Source organism: Helicobacter japonicus (assembly GCF_000762845.2).
Taxonomy (GTDB): Bacteria; Campylobacterota; Campylobacteria; order Campylobacterales; family Helicobacteraceae; genus Helicobacter_C; species Helicobacter_C japonicus.
Genome location: NZ_JRMQ02000001.1, coordinates 155,730 through 172,379, shown reverse-complemented (window position 1 = coordinate 172,379; position 16,650 = coordinate 155,730). Strand labels below are relative to the sequence as shown.

12 protein-coding genes are annotated in these 16,650 nt (G+C 34.4%); 4 read left to right on the top strand and 8 right to left on the bottom strand.

Annotated elements, in window-relative coordinates; translation table 11 throughout:
• Positions 1–11 precede the first annotated feature (11 nt).
• Positions 12–416, bottom strand: a complete 405-nt coding sequence (gene hypA, locus LS65_RS00750; RefSeq protein ID WP_052060994.1) for a hydrogenase/urease nickel incorporation protein HypA — start codon at positions 414–416, stop codon at positions 12–14.
• An 88-nt stretch (positions 417–504) separates the two neighbouring features.
• Between hypA and ispG the strand changes: the two genes are divergently transcribed.
• Together ispG and LS65_RS00740 are read left to right on the top strand one after the other, a co-directional pair.
• Entirely contained in the window at positions 505–1,569 is a 1,065-nt protein-coding gene (gene ispG / locus LS65_RS00745) for a flavodoxin-dependent (E)-4-hydroxy-3-methylbut-2-enyl-diphosphate synthase (RefSeq protein ID WP_034360835.1), read from the top strand.
• A complete protein-coding gene (locus LS65_RS00740) occupies positions 1,569–2,825 on the top strand; it encodes a glutamate-5-semialdehyde dehydrogenase (RefSeq protein ID WP_236096578.1) in 1,257 nt (418 codons plus the stop codon). Before ispG ends, LS65_RS00740 begins: the two co-directional genes overlap by 1 nt.
• Before the next feature lie 484 nt (positions 2,826–3,309).
• On the opposite strand, the gene LS65_RS00735 is transcribed toward LS65_RS00740, so the two are convergent.
• The 7 genes from LS65_RS00735 to gatB all read right to left on the bottom strand — a co-directional run bounded on the left by LS65_RS00735 (position 3,310) and on the right by gatB (position 14,765).
• Entirely contained in the window at positions 3,310–3,867 is a 558-nt protein-coding gene (locus LS65_RS00735) for a DUF3226 domain-containing protein (RefSeq protein WP_034360833.1), read from the bottom strand.
• A gap of 1 nt (position 3,868) precedes the next feature.
• Positions 3,869–4,936, bottom strand: coding sequence for an AAA family ATPase (locus LS65_RS00730; RefSeq protein ID WP_034360831.1), 1,068 nt, complete (start codon positions 4,934–4,936; stop codon positions 3,869–3,871).
• Between the two features lie 117 nt (positions 4,937–5,053).
• A complete protein-coding gene (locus LS65_RS00725) occupies positions 5,054–6,355 on the bottom strand; it encodes a pentapeptide repeat-containing protein (RefSeq protein WP_138129727.1) in 1,302 nt (433 codons plus the stop codon).
• Positions 6,356–6,610: 255 nt separating this feature from the next.
• Complete coding sequence (locus tag LS65_RS00720) at positions 6,611–8,821, bottom strand: Eco57I restriction-modification methylase domain-containing protein (protein ID WP_034363000.1); 2,211 nt, start codon at positions 8,819–8,821, stop codon at positions 6,611–6,613.
• Positions 8,719–9,921, bottom strand: a complete 1,203-nt coding sequence (locus LS65_RS00715) for a hypothetical protein (protein ID WP_034363002.1) — start codon at positions 9,919–9,921, stop codon at positions 8,719–8,721. Before LS65_RS00715 ends, LS65_RS00720 begins: the two co-directional genes overlap by 103 nt.
• On the bottom strand, positions 9,918–12,923 hold the full coding sequence (locus LS65_RS00710; protein WP_268903694.1) for a helicase-related protein: 3,006 nt from the start codon (positions 12,921–12,923) through the stop codon (positions 9,918–9,920). Before LS65_RS00710 ends, LS65_RS00715 begins: the two co-directional genes overlap by 4 nt.
• A 417-nt stretch (positions 12,924–13,340) precedes the next feature.
• Positions 13,341–14,765, bottom strand: coding sequence for an Asp-tRNA(Asn)/Glu-tRNA(Gln) amidotransferase subunit GatB (gatB, locus tag LS65_RS00705; RefSeq protein ID WP_034363005.1), 1,425 nt, complete (start codon positions 14,763–14,765; stop codon positions 13,341–13,343).
• Between the two features lie 225 nt (positions 14,766–14,990).
• Between gatB and LS65_RS00700 the strand changes: the two genes are divergently transcribed.
• Both LS65_RS00700 and LS65_RS00695 read left to right on the top strand, forming a co-directional pair.
• Entirely contained in the window at positions 14,991–15,659 is a 669-nt protein-coding gene (locus LS65_RS00700) for a hypothetical protein (protein WP_034363007.1), read from the top strand.
• A gap of 38 nt (positions 15,660–15,697) precedes the next feature.
• Positions 15,698–16,633: an NAD(P)H-dependent glycerol-3-phosphate dehydrogenase gene (locus LS65_RS00695; protein WP_034363010.1), complete on the top strand. Its 936-nt coding sequence runs from the start codon at positions 15,698–15,700 to the stop codon at positions 16,631–16,633.
• Positions 16,634–16,650: the final 17 nt, after the last annotated feature.

Sequence of the window (16,650 nt, the reverse complement as noted above, 5' to 3'; positions counted from 1 at the left end):
TCCTTTATTCTCTAAGATGATGACATTATACAAGATTCTTGAGTTTGTGTGCAATCTTGTGAATCTTCTATATCAAGTTCAAGGTTAAGAAGATGTAATTCTCTACCTTGCGTGATGACTACTTGCTGACTTTGACAGAAAGGACAAGTGCTATATGTGAGATTTTCTCCATTAAAGTCGTGTCCGCAAGATTGACAATGTAAAACAACAGGTTGATATTCTATATCAATCTTTGCATTTTTACAAAGTGGAGATTCTAATCTAAAAGTCTCAAAGACACTTTTTATAAGCGCACTATCTACTCCACTTCGCTCACCAATGGCAATACAGACTTTAGCAACAGAAGTAGCATTATATTGCTTTGCGTGAGATTCACACATTTGTATAAGTGAAGAAACAATAGAGTATTCGTGCATTTTTATCCTTGAGATTCTATAAAGTTATTTAGGTAGAATTTTACCCAAGAAGTGATAAAATAAGCAAAAATTCATAAAGGAATTTGAAGTGCAAAGAGTAAAAACAAAACAAATTTTCGTAGGAGATGTGGCAGTAGGCGGTGATGCGCCTATTAGTGTGCAAAGTATGACTTTTAGCAAAACTTGCGATATAGAAGCAACCAAAGCACAACTTGACAGATTATATTTTGCTGGGGCTGATATGGTGCGTGTAGCAGTGAGCGACCCAAAAGATGCAGCAGCACTTAAAAATTTGAAAAAAATCTCGCCCTTGCCACTTATCGCTGATATTCATTTTCGATATAAATTTGCACTTATTGCAGCTGAATGCGTAGATTGTATCCGCATTAATCCGGGCAATATTGGCTCAAAAGATAGGGTTAAAGCTGTGGCAGATGCGTGTAATGCACGAGGCATACCTATTCGTATTGGTGTAAATGGTGGGAGTTTAGAGAAGCAATTTGAGGAAAAATATGGTGCAACTCCTAAAGGTATGGTGGAATCTGCATTGTATAACATAAATCTTTTAGAGGATTTTGGATTTACAAACATTAAAGTTTCGCTCAAAGCAAGTGATGTGTTACGCACAATGGAGGCATATAGAATGCTTCGTCCATTGGTGGATTATCCTTTTCATTTGGGCGTTACAGAGGCTGGGACTTTACCTCATTCTATGGTAAAAAGTGCTATGGCACTTGGTGGGCTACTTATGGAGGGTATTGGCGATACGATGAGGGTTTCTATTACAGGTGAGCTTGAAGAAGAAATTAAGGTCGCGCGTATGATATTGCAATATAGTGGGCGACAAAAAAGCGGAGTTACCATCGTATCTTGCCCTACTTGTGGGCGGATTGAAGCAAATCTTGTGCAAATGGTGCAGGAGGTAGAATCTCGCATTAAACACATTAAAACGCCTTTACAAGTGAGTGTAATGGGTTGTGCTGTCAATGCTCTGGGTGAAGCCAAACACGCAGATATTGCGATTGCTTTTGGAAATAAAGATGGATTGATTATCAAAGAAGGGAAAATTCTCTGCAAACTCAAAGAAGATGAATTGCTTGAACGATTTATCGCAGAAGTAGAGGAACTTGCTAAGCAAAGAGAGGAAGCATAATGCAGCAGATGCAATTAAAACAAGATATGATAGATTTACTCCTTTGTGCAAAAAAAAGTGCAAGGATATTAGAGCGATTAAGTAATGAGGAGAGAAGTGCAGTGCTTATATCTATGGCAGATGAGATAGAATCCCAATGCGCTTTTATCTGTGAGGCAAATGCTAAAGATATGAGTGCAGCAGAGAATCTCCCCCTTGCAATGCGTAAAAGATTAGAATTAAATGAAGCAAAAGTGCGCTCTATGGCAGATTCTATCCGCGATATTGCAAAGATTCCTTGCAGTGTAGGGCAGGTGATAAAAAGCTGGAAAAATAAGGCAGGATTAGAGATTGCGCAAGTGAGTGTGCCACTTGGTGTCATTGGTGTCATTTATGAATCTCGTCCTAATGTTACAAGCGATGTAAGTGCATTATGCTTTAAAAGTGGAAATGTATGTGTGCTTAAAGGTGGCAAGGAGGCGTTTGCTTCAAATGTAGCTATACATAAAGCCTTGCATAAGGCATTGCAGAAACATAATCTCCCCAAAGAGTGTGTAAGTATGCTCAATGATACCTCTAAAGAGGGTATTTTAGAGTTTGTCAAAATGGATAAATATGTGGATTTGCTTATACCACGAGGAGGCGAGGGATTAATAGAATTTGTCAAACATAATGCAACAATTCCTATCATCAAGCACGATAAAGGCGTGTGCCATACTTATATCCATAAAAATGCCAATTTAGATATAGCACTTCGTATTGCGCTCAATGCAAAAATAAGCTATCCTGCTGCGTGTAATGCGTGTGAGTGTATCTTGCTTGATTGGGTGCTTGTAGAATCATTTTTGCCGACATTGCTTACAAAATTAAGAGAGGCAGATGTGCGTGTGATGTTTGAAAATGGAGTATGGCTCAAAAAATGGGGCATTGCTAATGAGGGTTTAGCTGATTTTAGCAAAGAGTGGGGCGATAAAATTGTGAATCTTAAGGTAGTGAGCGGACTTGAGGACGCGCTAGAGCATATTGCAAAATATGGTTCTTCACATTCTGAATGTATTATCACACAAGATGAGGAAGTGGCACAAACTTTTATGCGTGAGGTCGATGCGGCGTGTGTGTATGTCAATGCTTCTACACGATTTAGTGATGGTGGAGAATTTGGCTTTGGAGCAGAGGTGGGTATTTCTACTTCTAAACTTCACGCTAGAGGTCCTATGGGTATAGAATCTCTATTAAGCTATAAATATTGCATTCAAGGCAATGGACAAGTGAGATAAATAAGAATCTTAAAAAAGCAATGGAATATTTTGTGGCTTAATTTTACTCTGCTTTGTATTATGGTATGTTTTGATAGGACAACCTGTCTTAAAAGACAGGTTTGACGCATTCCTTTAGCTTTGATATTTTAAAAGTAGAAGTTATCTATTTATTTATGTATGCAAAACCATTGTATCCTCCTTAAAAAATCAATTTTAAGAAGTGTGTTAGTGAGAAATAATCGCGCATTTTGGATTCATTATTTGCTCCTTTACATTGAATGTTATAGCACATTATTTATATTTATGATGTGCATCTGCTTGGGTGAGATTATACAACGCATACACCAATGTATCAATGTGGGATTGCAAAGCAGAAGTGTCAAAATGAGAATCTGTGGGTTTTGATTCTAAAATTATATCTGCTTAATGAGATTTGTAGGAGCTTGAGCAAAAGAGATTATTTGGCTAAAACAAGATAGTAGAGTTTAGAATTTTAAAGAATTTATAGGTTAAATATAAAACTATGGAGAGGTTGGAGATAGGGTGAATCAAAATCAAAATATTGACTAAATATATCCTTATTAAGTGCATTTTTATTTGATTTCATATTTTTTTCTAAACCACTTGCTTCACGATAGGCATACATTTTTGACTTTTTGTAAATATTATCTGCAAAATGTTTAGAATGAGATTCTAAACATTTAACATACTTTTCAAAACATTCTATTATTTCTTTATATTTAGCAATATCAGAAAGCAAAGTTTCAAGATTACCTTTATTCTTATTATCTGGAAATAAAAAGATTTCTACCATATCTTTATAATTTCTGATTTTATTTTCAATGCTCTGTCGTGTTTGATTACAATCTAAATCGGCATCAAAAATAATACAAACTCTATTGTTCTTATCTAATGCTTTTTTAATCTGTGTTAATGTCGAATCTTGAAGATTATTGTTACCGTTTTCTATAATTTCATATTCAAAAGTAGAGTTTTTGCAATATATATACTGCTCTAAAAATACCTTATCACTTTTACCCTCTACAACAAATAAAGTCATTTTAATCCCTAAATTCTGTTTTAGTTTTGAGTAAATTCTCTAAATCTTTCATATCATACTTATAAGTTTGCAAACCTTTAAGTTTGGTTCTTGCAATATTAAAAATAGCAATTTGTTCGTATTGATTCTCACTAGAGATTGCATTAAGAATTTCTAAAAATTCATAGCTATGGGTGGAGACAAAGAGTTGTATATCGGTTTTTTGAGCTAGTTTAATGACAGATTCAAGCAATTTGTGCATTGATTCAAAATGAAGTCCATTTTCAATTTCATCAATGCAGATATATTTATATTCCCCCACAATGACACTTGCCAAAATGGCTAGATATTTTTTTAAGCCTTCCCCCATAGTATTAAGGCTAATTTTTTTAGGCATATCTGCTAAATCTATCATTATTTCACCATTGATTACTTCTATCCCCTGAATCTTCTCATCAAAGATTTGGAGATAGGCTAATAATTCTTGCTCTTTTTTAAGTATTCGTAATCTAGCTAAAATTGAGGCTGCGTCCATAAGTGCCATATGGCTTGGAAAAATCATACCTGAAAATGAGGGATAATCTACTTGGATAACATTATTAATATTGTTTCTGCGAATATCAAAGCTACTTCTTACTGCAGGACTTCCATTAAATTGTATATCAAAATTTAAGCCTGTGATATAAGCACCTGTTTTTTTATCTAAAACCTTATCGATATCCATATTTATATCATTTGGATTTATATCATTTGGCAGTATTTGGGTAAAATCATTTGTTGTCTTTGGTGTGATTTGCAAGTGCATTTTTTGATGATTATAAGATGATGTGATTTTAATAGGTTTAGTCATATCAAGCTGATTAAAAAAATAATCCAAATTATCGTGGCTCACTTGTATTTGTCTTATAAAATTAGACACAACCGATACGATATTCATAGGATTGCTTGGCTGAAAATTAAGAAATATAGCCTCAAGCAAAGAGGTTTTACCGCAATTATTTTTACCTACAAAAATATTTATTTGTGCTAGGTTTTCAACCTCTATTGAATCCAATACTTTATAGTTTTTAATCTCTATACTTTCTATCACATTGAGCCTTTAGGTATTGATTTTTTAAGAAGTAGCAAAAAAAGTTCCTTATAGGTAAAGTATAAGAAATTTTTATTAATAAACCTTAATCACTTCAGTTTATCTCATAATACTTATTTAGTGCGGCACAATAGAGTTCTTACGCGCGGTTTTTTGCAAGGAGAAAAGGAGTAAAAACATTAAAATGCTGTAAATTGCAATAATAATATTTTCTATATAAGTAAAATGACATTTGTTACTAAATATATTTGCTATACCAAAAATATATTTTGGGTTTATTGTAATGATAAGGAAAGTTCCTATATAGCCTATTAATAGCCTTATTGGCTTTAAACATATTCCAATATAGGCGATAAATGAAATTAAATAAATTAATTTTGATTCCACCATAGTATTGATAAAGTCATTTGTTAAGTTTATAGGCATATTGTTTGAGTGATTATTGAAAAAAATCTCTAAATGACAATTGTATTTACCTAAAAACAAAGTAAGAGAAAAATACCCAATTAAAATTATAACCCAATGTATAATTCTCACCAAATCAGTGTGGTGGTCGGAGGTGTGGCGGTAAAATCTTAATACCCATTTATCTATCCAATCCTTGCTAAATATTTTAGGTTTTTTAGAATCTAACTCTATTTCTTTAGTGTATAGCTCTAGTTTATGCCATTGCGAAGCGTCTAAAAGATTATTTTCTTTAATCAGTGCGTTTTTAAAAAGCCGAAAAGAATCGCGAAATATTATTGTGTTTTCTGTAAATGTCTGCTCTTTGTTTGTGAGGATATAATATCTCTGTATATTTTTGATAGTATTAGAATAAGTTATTTTTTGCAGGTTAAAGTCAGCATTGACTAGATTGATTTTATCTATCATTGCTCCAGAAAAGTTGGGAAGTATGTTAAACTTACATTGAAACAAAGAGAGAAAATCATTCGCAACACATTTAAGAAATAATGATTCTTGCTTAAATATGCTTCCCTCAAAACTTATTTTTTTAAAGAAATGAGTGGATACGAAGTTTGTTTTGTTGTTAAAAATATTGCTTGTAAAAAATGTATCATCTTTAAACTCCGATTCGTGAAACGATACCTCTTTGCCAAAGTTTGTTTTCAAAAAATCTACACCAGCTTCAAAGACTACACCACCAAAGCTAATGTCCTGTTGGAAATGTGCATCGTCAAATATAACTTGTTTTTGAAAATTACACGCTTCAAATCTAATTTTATACTGAAATGTTTTGTTTTCATATATTATTGATTCTGTAAAATTACATTGCTTAAAATGTATGTCAAAATTCCAATTAAAAGCATTTAATATCAAAGATACATCTTGCACTATGTAAAGTTTATTCTTCTTATCATAAGTTATTTTATCCGCCTCAATATTCAATTCTTTAGCGATAATTTCTATTGTATTCAAATTATTCTCCTTTCAAAGATTTGATAGTGTTCCTACCCTCTTGTGTAAGCTGCATATTTGTAAATCTTATAGCGATATTTGATAGCATATTTAAGTGCTCGTATTCAATCTTGATATACCCTTCTGCTTGTAGCTTAAAAAGCTGTTCAAGGAATTTCATATTCTCTTCCGTTTTTATTTCATAATATCCATTGTTGCCAATCCAATTAAGCCAATTACCGCTAATGCCAATCAGTATGTTTTTGTGTAAATTATCTATCTCACGCCTCCATTTATGATTTTTATCTCTTCATTATTTAAATTATACAACTTATACACCAAAGTATCAATTTGAGCTTCTAAATGCGAAGTATTGCAATGAGAATCTTTTATCTTGAGATTTAGAATCTCATCAACTAAAGCGATAATCCTATCGGCGATGTGGCGATTAGAATCTGTGATTTGGGGGATAGGGAGTTGCTTTTGATGTTCGGGGTAGAAATGCAATCCATCGTGTAAAAGCTCTTTGACATAGAATCTTATTAGGTTAGAGTTTAAAATACCTTGCAAAAATTTCAAAGAATATTGTTTAGATAAAGTAATTTTATCTTTATTAATATGCTTTTTGGGGCTTGGGTGTGTGGCACTCTCTAAATCCTGCCATAGCACGATAGCACACATAGAATGATTACAGAATCTACCCTTATCATCATAGACAAAATTAATATGTTTCACATCGGCTAGGGTGCAACCTGCCATAAGCTTAGGCGGAGTGAAAAGGGCTTCAAACATTGCGTTATACATTTTATCTTGTTGATAGTCTAAATAATCGTGGTGGTGGATAGTGTAGGGAGCGATATATTCACTTTTTGCTTCGATATAAGGCTTGGCATTGCCTATTGGAATCTTGTGGATAAAATCCTTTTTCTTAAGATTGGGATATTTGCTATTGCCACAAGGGCGGACACCATAGCTCACAAGGCATATATCACTTAAGCGATGTGATTTACGCTGAATAGATTCTAAAAGCGATATTTTGCTTTCATTTAGGGTTAGTCTAAAGTTATAATGCTCTAGGCTATAAAATATGTCTTGTTTAATCTTTTCAAACACCCTTTTTTCAAAACGCCAATAATCCTCAAAGGATTGTATATTTTGCACCTTTATAACATTATCTTGCGTGTGTTGTTTGCTCACAAGGCAAATGCAAGTATCCACACTCGCACTTTCAAAAATATTGATATAAAAATTTACAATACTATGTATGTGATTGCGTAGTAACAGCTCTCTTAGTTTTAGTCCATATTCTTGGGATAAAAATTTATTTGAGGTGATGTAGCTTACTATGCCCTTATTTTTTAGAATCTTTAATGCAAGCTCATAAAAATACACATAAATATCTGTTTTCTTGTGGGTAGTATCAAATAAATGGCGATTATCTTTAATGATTTGGGGCATATTTTCTGCTGAAATATACGGCGGATTACCAATGACTATATCAAAGCCACCATTTTGAAAGACAGGTGCAAAAAAGAAGCGATATAAAAAAAGCTTGTCGGTGTGGAAGTTATGCTCTTTATAGTCTTTAAGGAGTGTGTCTAAATCGTGCTTAAAAGATTCGTATAAAAGTATTTCTTCTTGCTGTTTAGCTCTTTCTTTTGGCTTAGATTTTGGATTTGCCTTTATGCTTTGAATATTCTCATCAATTTGCTTGATACGCTCATCAAAGGCTTCTTTCATTATGCTTAAAATCTCTGCTTTGAGTTGTGCTTTTTGTGCATTTGGCTCATAGTATTGCAAAAAAAGTGCTTCTAGCTTATTGGTTTGTGATTTGTCAAATAAAGACGCATTGGCATTGCTCGTTTTGCCCCAAAGGTCTTTTTGATGTTGTGGCGCATTCAAATCACTTGGCATAATTTCAATGCTATTAATGCTTTCTATAAGAGCATTGCCCTGCATAAATTTAAAGTCAAGGTTTGGAAGTGGGCTAGGTGTGTCCTCATCTACGGCGATTGAGAGCCAAAAGCGGAGTTTTGCTATCTCAATCGCATCAGCATCAATGTCGATTCCATAGATTTGTTGCTCGATAATCTCGCGCTTGAGCCTTGCGATGTCTTGCCTTGATAAAGAGGGATTGAGCGTGTGTAGAGCCTCTAGTATCTCGCTTAGCATTCCCATTGGGAAAGCACCACTGCCAATAGCTGGGTCTAAAATCTTAAGGCTTGTAATCGTGTGCGTGATGGTAGTGGCATTTTGTGCAATAAAATCATCGCTTTGTTTATAAAAAATAAAGTTATAGAGTGAATCTTTGTGTGCGTGTGGAGATTCTGTATCTTGTGTGAGGTGAGATTCATCGTGCAAGATTCTCTCCTGTAATGTGCGGGTTAGGACATTTTTACACATAAAATGCACAATTTCTCTAGGCGTGTAAAAAGCCCCACTTGATTTATTATAATCAATGAGGTTTTCAAACACTTTGCCAAGCATTTCAGGGTCAATACCGATTTCTTGATTATCTGGGTGGATTCTTCAATCGTAAAATTATAGTTTTCAAATACATCAAAAATTTCTTTAAAATCAGTATTTTCTAGGCTTTGTGTAAGGATAAAGTTTGTCTCTATGCCCTTACCCTGCTTGTCTTTACACTCTTCAAAAAGCCCACCATTAAGGAATGGAATCTTGCAATCAAAGTGGGGTGAATAGCCTTCACCAAATTGGGGGTCTTTGCGCTCTGTATTAAGTGTCTCAAAAAATAAAGGACAAAGGTATTTTGTATAAAAAGATTCATTATTTTGCGTGGCTTTGCTAAAAAGTGAAAACAAAAAGTTTTTATCGCCTGTGCCATAAGAATCATTGTGCGCTACACCTAACCAACCCTTTTTTTGCAAAAAGTATAAAAACACAATGCGCCCTAGAAGTTTTTTGACAAAGGCATTGACTGCTTTTTCTCCATTTAAGCCTTCATAATTGTCTAAAACATTGAAAGTGGCTTGGTTTTGACATAATTTTTGCGATAAATCTTTATAAAGCCTTTCATAATGTCCATAAAATTCTTTACTTATAGGCTCTGTGCTAAAAGCTTCTTGGAGATTTTTTAAAGTTTTTTCTTTATCTAAAAATCCTTGAAGTTGTAATTTGGCTGTTTTTGTCTTTGTATTTTCCCCTAGTGTGAAGCTTTGTCGGCGGAGATTTGAAAAGGTTGTTTTATTTTTTTCATAATCAAAACCTTGTGTTACAAGGCTTAGTCTAAATTCTTTGCTTTTATCATAAAAAACTGCAAGCATTGCGTTTGTTTCTGGTTGATTTTTGATGATTTCAGCAATTTCTTTATGGAGGGTGATTTTGGCATTAATTGATGTTGTTTCAAAGGCATAAATGCTTAAGATTTGTGAATCTAGGGCGATATTTTCACACATTTGTGAATAGGAAGTGATAATGCTATTATGCTTATCATAAGGAGTGCGTTGCTCGGTTTTTATGTCAATATTTTTCCCAAAAGATTCTATGATGAAGTTTTTAAAATATTCGTGCTTATAGGGATTCTTAAGAAAAATATCTAAAGTCTTTGAAGATTCTACTGCACTCATTTTATCTCCTTTGAAATTGTTGTAATGCTAATTTGGATTTGAGGCTCTGTGTGGGTGGCAGAATCTATTGTGTTAGAATCTTGCCCTTTGATAAGTTGTGAATCTGCATTTGGAGCAAATTTTTCTTTGATGACAAGGACTTCTCTTGCAAAATCCGCACTATTTTTAGCCTTTAACGCATTGATTTCTTGGGTAAGCTTGGGGTGTCCGTTTTTTATCAAATCACTAAGGCTTTTCTTTACTTGTGAATCTAACTCTTGGCAAGAGTTGATTTTGCTTATAGCTGTTGTTTCTTGTGGTTTAAGCTCTTTTTTTGTTGGATTAGGCGTATTGCTGGATTTTAGAGATTGCTTGTAGGATTGCATTGCACTTTGGATATGCGTATAATGCACACTCATATCTGCCTTTTTGAGAGGTTGAGATTCTAAATGTGCTTTCAAAAAGTCTGCCATTTCATAAAAATCACATTCTTGTGTTTGTGGCTCTTGGAGTAAGTTTTGGCTTGGCGTAATATGATATGGATAAAAGTGTGCGTGATTGTGGCTAGAAATGTGGCGAATATAAGCAAAACTTTGAGTTTGATGAGATTGTATTATCGTGCGTGATTTAAGTGGGAGATGCTCTATCCTATCAAATTCATCTTTGTGATTTTTGTAGAAATCTTGTAATGCTTTTTTGTATTGTGAATCTTTGCTTGTTTCTTGATTGTTTTTATCGATTTGAGAATAGAGATTTTTGCTCCCTACAATCTCTTCATCATCATAAATTGCCGAATCTTCCCCTAATGTATAGTGAAAGCTTTGCAGTTTGCCCGAGGCGATAGAGTTTATATTGATAATCTCATCGGCTAAATGCGTAGGCTTGAAATTATAAATATGGATTTTTTCAAAGCTCGTGCCTATACGATTAATGCGCCCTATTCTTTGCATTAGCCTTGTAGAATTATAAGGCGTGTCATAATTGATGATAATATTTGCACGATGAAGGTTAATTCCTTCTGCTAATGTATCGGTTGTAATGATGATGTTAAACTCATCTTTTTGTTTCTCTTGAGGATAGTTTGCGTCAAAGTTTTCTTTAATCTTTTGCTCGTTTTCTTCACGATTACTTGCATCAATTTGCAAAATTGTATATGCAACAAGCTCTTTAGCAAGATATTTTGCGGTTGTCGCTGCTTCTGTGAAAATCACTATTTTTTGTGATTGTGGTAGATATTTATCTAAAGAATCTTTGAGTTTATCAAGTTTAGAATCTCCTTGTATGCTCTCCCACGCATTGAGTAATTTTTCTAGAGCATCTCTATCATTTTGTAGCTTTTGGTAAAAATCGCTCTTAAAATGATGAGGCTGTAAATGTATAAGTTTATCTCCCTTGCTCTCTAAGAAGTTGAGAAAATCCTCATTATCATTAGACAATATAGCCTCATATAGCTTTTCTCTTGAATTATAACCCTTTGGGAGTGTGATAGTGCCCTTGCTAAACATTGCGATAAGGGCATCGTGAGATGTGATTTGATTTGAAAGTGTGGCTTTAAATGCGTCTATGCTTGAATCAAATCGTTTGAATAGAATCTTTTGAATAAGCACACTCAAACGCTCTGCTGTGTCATTATAAAAACCTTTGCTTTTTTCATCTTCACCATATTGCGATAAAAACTCCTCTTGTCCATCTTGGGTGAGATTTGGGAATATGAGATAGCGCACATAGGAAAAAGTGCCTATATTGTTGTATTTCTTTGAGAGAAAAGCAATTGTTTCTTTTGCAAGATTATGCGAGTTAGAATCTAAATCATAAAGCAAATCTTTAGGGGGTTCAATTTTTGGAAAAGTGAGATTTTGCTTTTTCATATCATCTTTGTAGAGTAGCTCTATATCACCTCTAGTGCGGCGAATCATAATATGAGATAAAAGCTTATCACGTAAGGTGTTGGCAATATTTTCTAGCTTTTTCTTTTCTTTATTTTGTGCAGATTCTTTTTCTTGTATGGATAAATTTGTGTTTTGGTTGATGATTTTTAGCTCTTTCATTGAGTTTTCAAATTTTGCTTGAAGGTCGCTAAAAAATTTTTCTAAGTTGTTTAAGCCTTCAATGAGAGAATTTCGCCTATTACAAAAGAGATAGACTTGATTTGCTAAGTCTTTTGGAGAGTTATTTTGAGGAGTAGCGGAGAGGAGAATAATTTTTTTATGTGCGCCATTAAATGGAATCTTGCAAATATTTTCAAGCTCTTTATAGCGGTTTGAAGTGCTGGAGCGAAAATTATGACTTTCATCAATAATTATAAGCTCTATATCCTCTCTTGTTTCTTTTGGGATTTTATGCAAGCTATCGTGAGTGTAAATTTCATAATTTGCAATATTTATATCATCAAAATGTTTTTTCCACGATTTCTTAACGCTCGGTGGAGCAACAATGAGAATCTTGCCCTTAAGATTGTCTATGCGGCATTTTTTAGCGATAACAGACGCAATGAGTGTTTTGCCGAGCCCAACAACATCTGCAAGAAAGAATCCATTGTATTTTTTAAGCTTTTGCAATCCTTCTTGCACGGCGTGTATTTGATAATCATACGCGATATAGTCCTTAAAAAGAGCGGGAATTTCATTATCTTTCACCAAAAAGTCTTTGCCAAAATGCGTTAAAAGGAGCTTGTAATAAATATCTTTTGGGCTTAAAATTTCTAGATAGCTTTGTTTTACACATTCATCAATATCATTTTTTGTAATCTCTATGGAATCTTCCCAAAGTTTGTTAAATTCTTTTAATGCGTAGTTAATATCTGCGCTTTCTTTAGTAAGGAGATTGACTTCATAATTTTTCTCTAAGCCATTATGCGTGAGATTTGAGCTACCTACGATGAGAGAGCCTTCACAAAATTGCATATTGTGTGCGTGATTTGTCTTTGGCATTGAGGTGAAGAGATAAAATTTAGCGTGGCAATTTTTATCGCGCACTATACGAATTTGTAGTTGTTCTAGTTCTAAAGCATTTTGTAAGCAAATAATAGAATCATCTACTTCTTTATCGTAGTTTTCTTTCTCTAATGCTTTTTTTTGATTCTTTTTAAAGAGATTGCGGAATTTATCCTCTTGATAAACACAATCTAAATCCTTTTGTGAAAGTTCATAAATGAGAGAATCTACATTAAGTCCAACTAAAATGCGAATACTTTTGAATCTTGCATAGTTTTCATTTTCTTGTAAAAGTTTATGTAAATGGATAAAGCCACTTATGCGAAAAAACCCAATAAGAAAGCTTAGATTCTGTGTGTTGTTATCACTTAGAGCGTTTTTGAATTGATTTAAAAGTGTATTTTGACCTTGATTTGTGGTGAATTTGAGATTTTGCGGGTATGTAGAAGAATTTTCTCTATCCCCCCCCCCCGCTAAAAGCTATAATATTCTCTTTCATTGTTGATACTATCCTAATTTTTCTTTTAAAAGCTCATTTACTCTTGCTGGATTCGCGCCTTTAGAGTTTTTCATCACTTGCCCGACAAAGAATCCAAAGAGTTTGTCTTTGCCACTTTTGTATTCCGCGACTTTATCGGTATTAGCACTTAACACAGATTCTATAACTGCAATAATTGCACCATCATCATTAATTTGGGCTAATCCCATAGAATCTATAAGGTTATCGACATCACCTACTTTTTCTATAAGCACATCTAAAATCTCTTTGCCACTTTTTCCGCTGATTTTACCCTCTTCAATGCGTTTAACAAGTGTAGCTAAAGTTTTAGAATCCACCCCACAAGTTTGCAATGTGTTCTCTCCCTTTAATCGCCCTAAAAGCTCTGTAGTAAGCCAAGTAAGCGCACCTTTAGCACTTGCACCCTCTTCAAGCATAGATTCAAAATAAAGTGCAAGCTCAAGGCTACCTGTAAGCACGCCTGCGTCATAAGGTTTAAGCCCTAAGGTATTGATATATCGCTCCTTTTTTTCATCGGGCATTTCTGGAATCTTCGCTCCCTCACGCATAAGATTCTCATCAATAAATACAGGCAAAAGGTCAGGGTCAGGAAAATAGCGATAATCTGCTGCCTCTTCTTTGCCACGCATTGAGCGTGTAGAGCCTTTGGCTGTATCAAAAAGTCTTGTTTCTTGCACGACTTCATCTTTGTATGTGCCATTTTCCCACGCTTCAATTTGTCTCTCTACCTCATATTCAATGGCTTTTTGGATAAATTTAAAGGAGTTAAGATTCTTAATCTCCACGCGTGTGTAAAGATTAGAATCTCCTTTAGGGCGAATGGAGACATTCGCATCACATCTAAAGCTTCCTTCTTGCATATTTGCATCGCTTATGCCCAAAAATCGCACAATAGAATGTAACTTTTTAAGATAAGCCACTGCCTCATCGGAACTTCTCATATCAGGCTCGCTCACAATCTCTAATAATGGCGTGCAAGCGCGGTTTAAATCTACCTTTGAGTAATTATTTTCGTGGATATTTTTGCCCGCATCTTCTTCAAGGTGCGCACGTGTAACGCCTATGCTCTTTGTCTGCTCATTGACTTCAATATCAATGCGTCCTTGTCCTACGATAGGAATCTCAAATTGACTGATTTGATATGCTTTTGGCAAGTCTGGGTAAAAATAGTTTTTGCGTGCAAAGACAGAGTTTTGGTTGATTGTGGCATTAATTGCTGTGCCAAATGATATGGCTTTTTTTACCGCTTCAATGTTTAGCACAGGAAGCGCACCGGGTAATCCTAAGCAAGTAGGGCAAACATTTTTATTAGGCTCATCGCCAAAACTTGTTGCACAAGAGCAAAAAATTTTTGTTTTAGTATTAAGTTGGACATGGACTTCTAAACCGATAATTGTTTCGTAAGCTGACATTTTCATAGCCTTTTATATAGAAAATATGGAATACAAAATGCTAGTATAGGCTAAATCCGATAAAATATTTATAAATTTTTAACAATATTTAATATAAAATTATAGTTTAAGGTTTTTAAAACAATCTTTTTACAGAAAATAGAAAATACCGATATTTTAAGTAATTTTATCGAGGTTTTCAAAGAGATTTTAGGGGTGAGGCAAGTGAAAAGTATAAAGGTGATAATGCTATTATTAAGTTTTGTTTTAGGCTTAATATGGGCTGAAGATTCACAGCTTCATCAATTAGAATCATTGGAGGCACATAAGACTCTTTCTGATACAAAAAATATAAGTAACGAGTCTCATAAAGATTCTGTAGCAAATGTGCAGGCGAGTAAAAATTTCTCAATTAAAGTTAATACAATTGCAAATGAAGGATATTCAGAGTTTGAGCTTGAGACAGGTAAGGCAAACTTAAATGAGTTTGAAGCGTCAATGTCCCGATATGGTGCAGGTATAAAATTTGATTATTCTTTCAAGCCCGATTCACGCGTGAAGCTAAATTTTTTTCTATCAAATGCTTTGGAGATAAATACTCAAAGACGTGGAGGCAAGGTTAAGGCTTATGATGACACACAACGATATGAAGAAAATACCTATGATTATGGTAGTAAAGTGATGTATCCTGTATGGGCAAATAGCATTGGTATGGCAATTACAATACTGAATGCGCATCGTATTGTATTTACATTAAAACAAACCCAGCTTTCAACTAATGATATGCTGTTAGCAATGAATCCGCAGGGTATAGGAATACCTATTATGAGTAATGTTTCTCAAGTAGTTCCAAATAATTATAATCTTTATGCAATTACTACACAGATTTTTTTAACATATAGCTATGTATTTTGATATGATACTCATTAAACAATAAGTGAGGTGTTACCACAATGAGTAGAGTGAGTGTATTTGGCGGTGGAGCTTGGGGAAGAGCATTAGCTTTTGCATTAGCTGAAAAAAATGAAGTATATATTGTTTCAAGGCGTGATATCACTTCACTTCTTGCACCACTTAATGAAAAAATTATAGCTAATAATCACACACCAATCCAGCAAGTTGCTCACCACCAAGCACTTAACTCGCAATACTTTGTTATGGCAATAGCTACAAGTGCATTGCGAGAGTGGCTAAAAACAGCTCATTTGCCACAGAAAATAAAAATTCTTTGTGCAAGCAAGGGTATAGAATCTGGCAGTGGAGCTTTTGTAAGTGATATTATGGAGGAGTATATTCCACATAAAAGTATTGCTTATTTGTGTGGTCCTAGTTTTGCTTCTGAAGTGGTGTGTTCTTTGCCCTGTGCGCTTGTTATTCATTCCCGCAATCTGAATCTAAGTCGCGAATTTGGAGCTTTGATGCCACACTTTATTAAAACTTATGCAAGTCCCGATGTAGTAGGTGGAGAAGTTGCTGGGGCTTATAAAAATGTCATCGCTATTGCAGGTGGGATTTGTGATGGTTTAGCATTTGGTATGAATGCAAAAGCCTCTCTTCTTGCTCGTGGGCTTGTGGAAATGAGCCGATTTGGGGAACATTTTGGTGCTAAAATGGAGACATTTTTAGGATTATCAGGGGCTGGGGATTTGTTTTTGACTTCAAATTCTACAATGTCGCGCAATTATCGTGTAGGACTTGGGTTGGCAGGTGGAAAAAAAATAGATGAGATTCTAAAAGAGCTTGGTGAAGTTGCCGAAGGTGTGATTACTGCAAAAGCTATCACAGAGATAGGGCAAAGAGAACATATTTATACACCAATTGCAAAAGAGATTAGTTTAATTCTTGAAGGTAAGAGTGTGAAAGAAAGTCTAAAGTCATTAATGGCGTAACAATTCCATAGGGAATT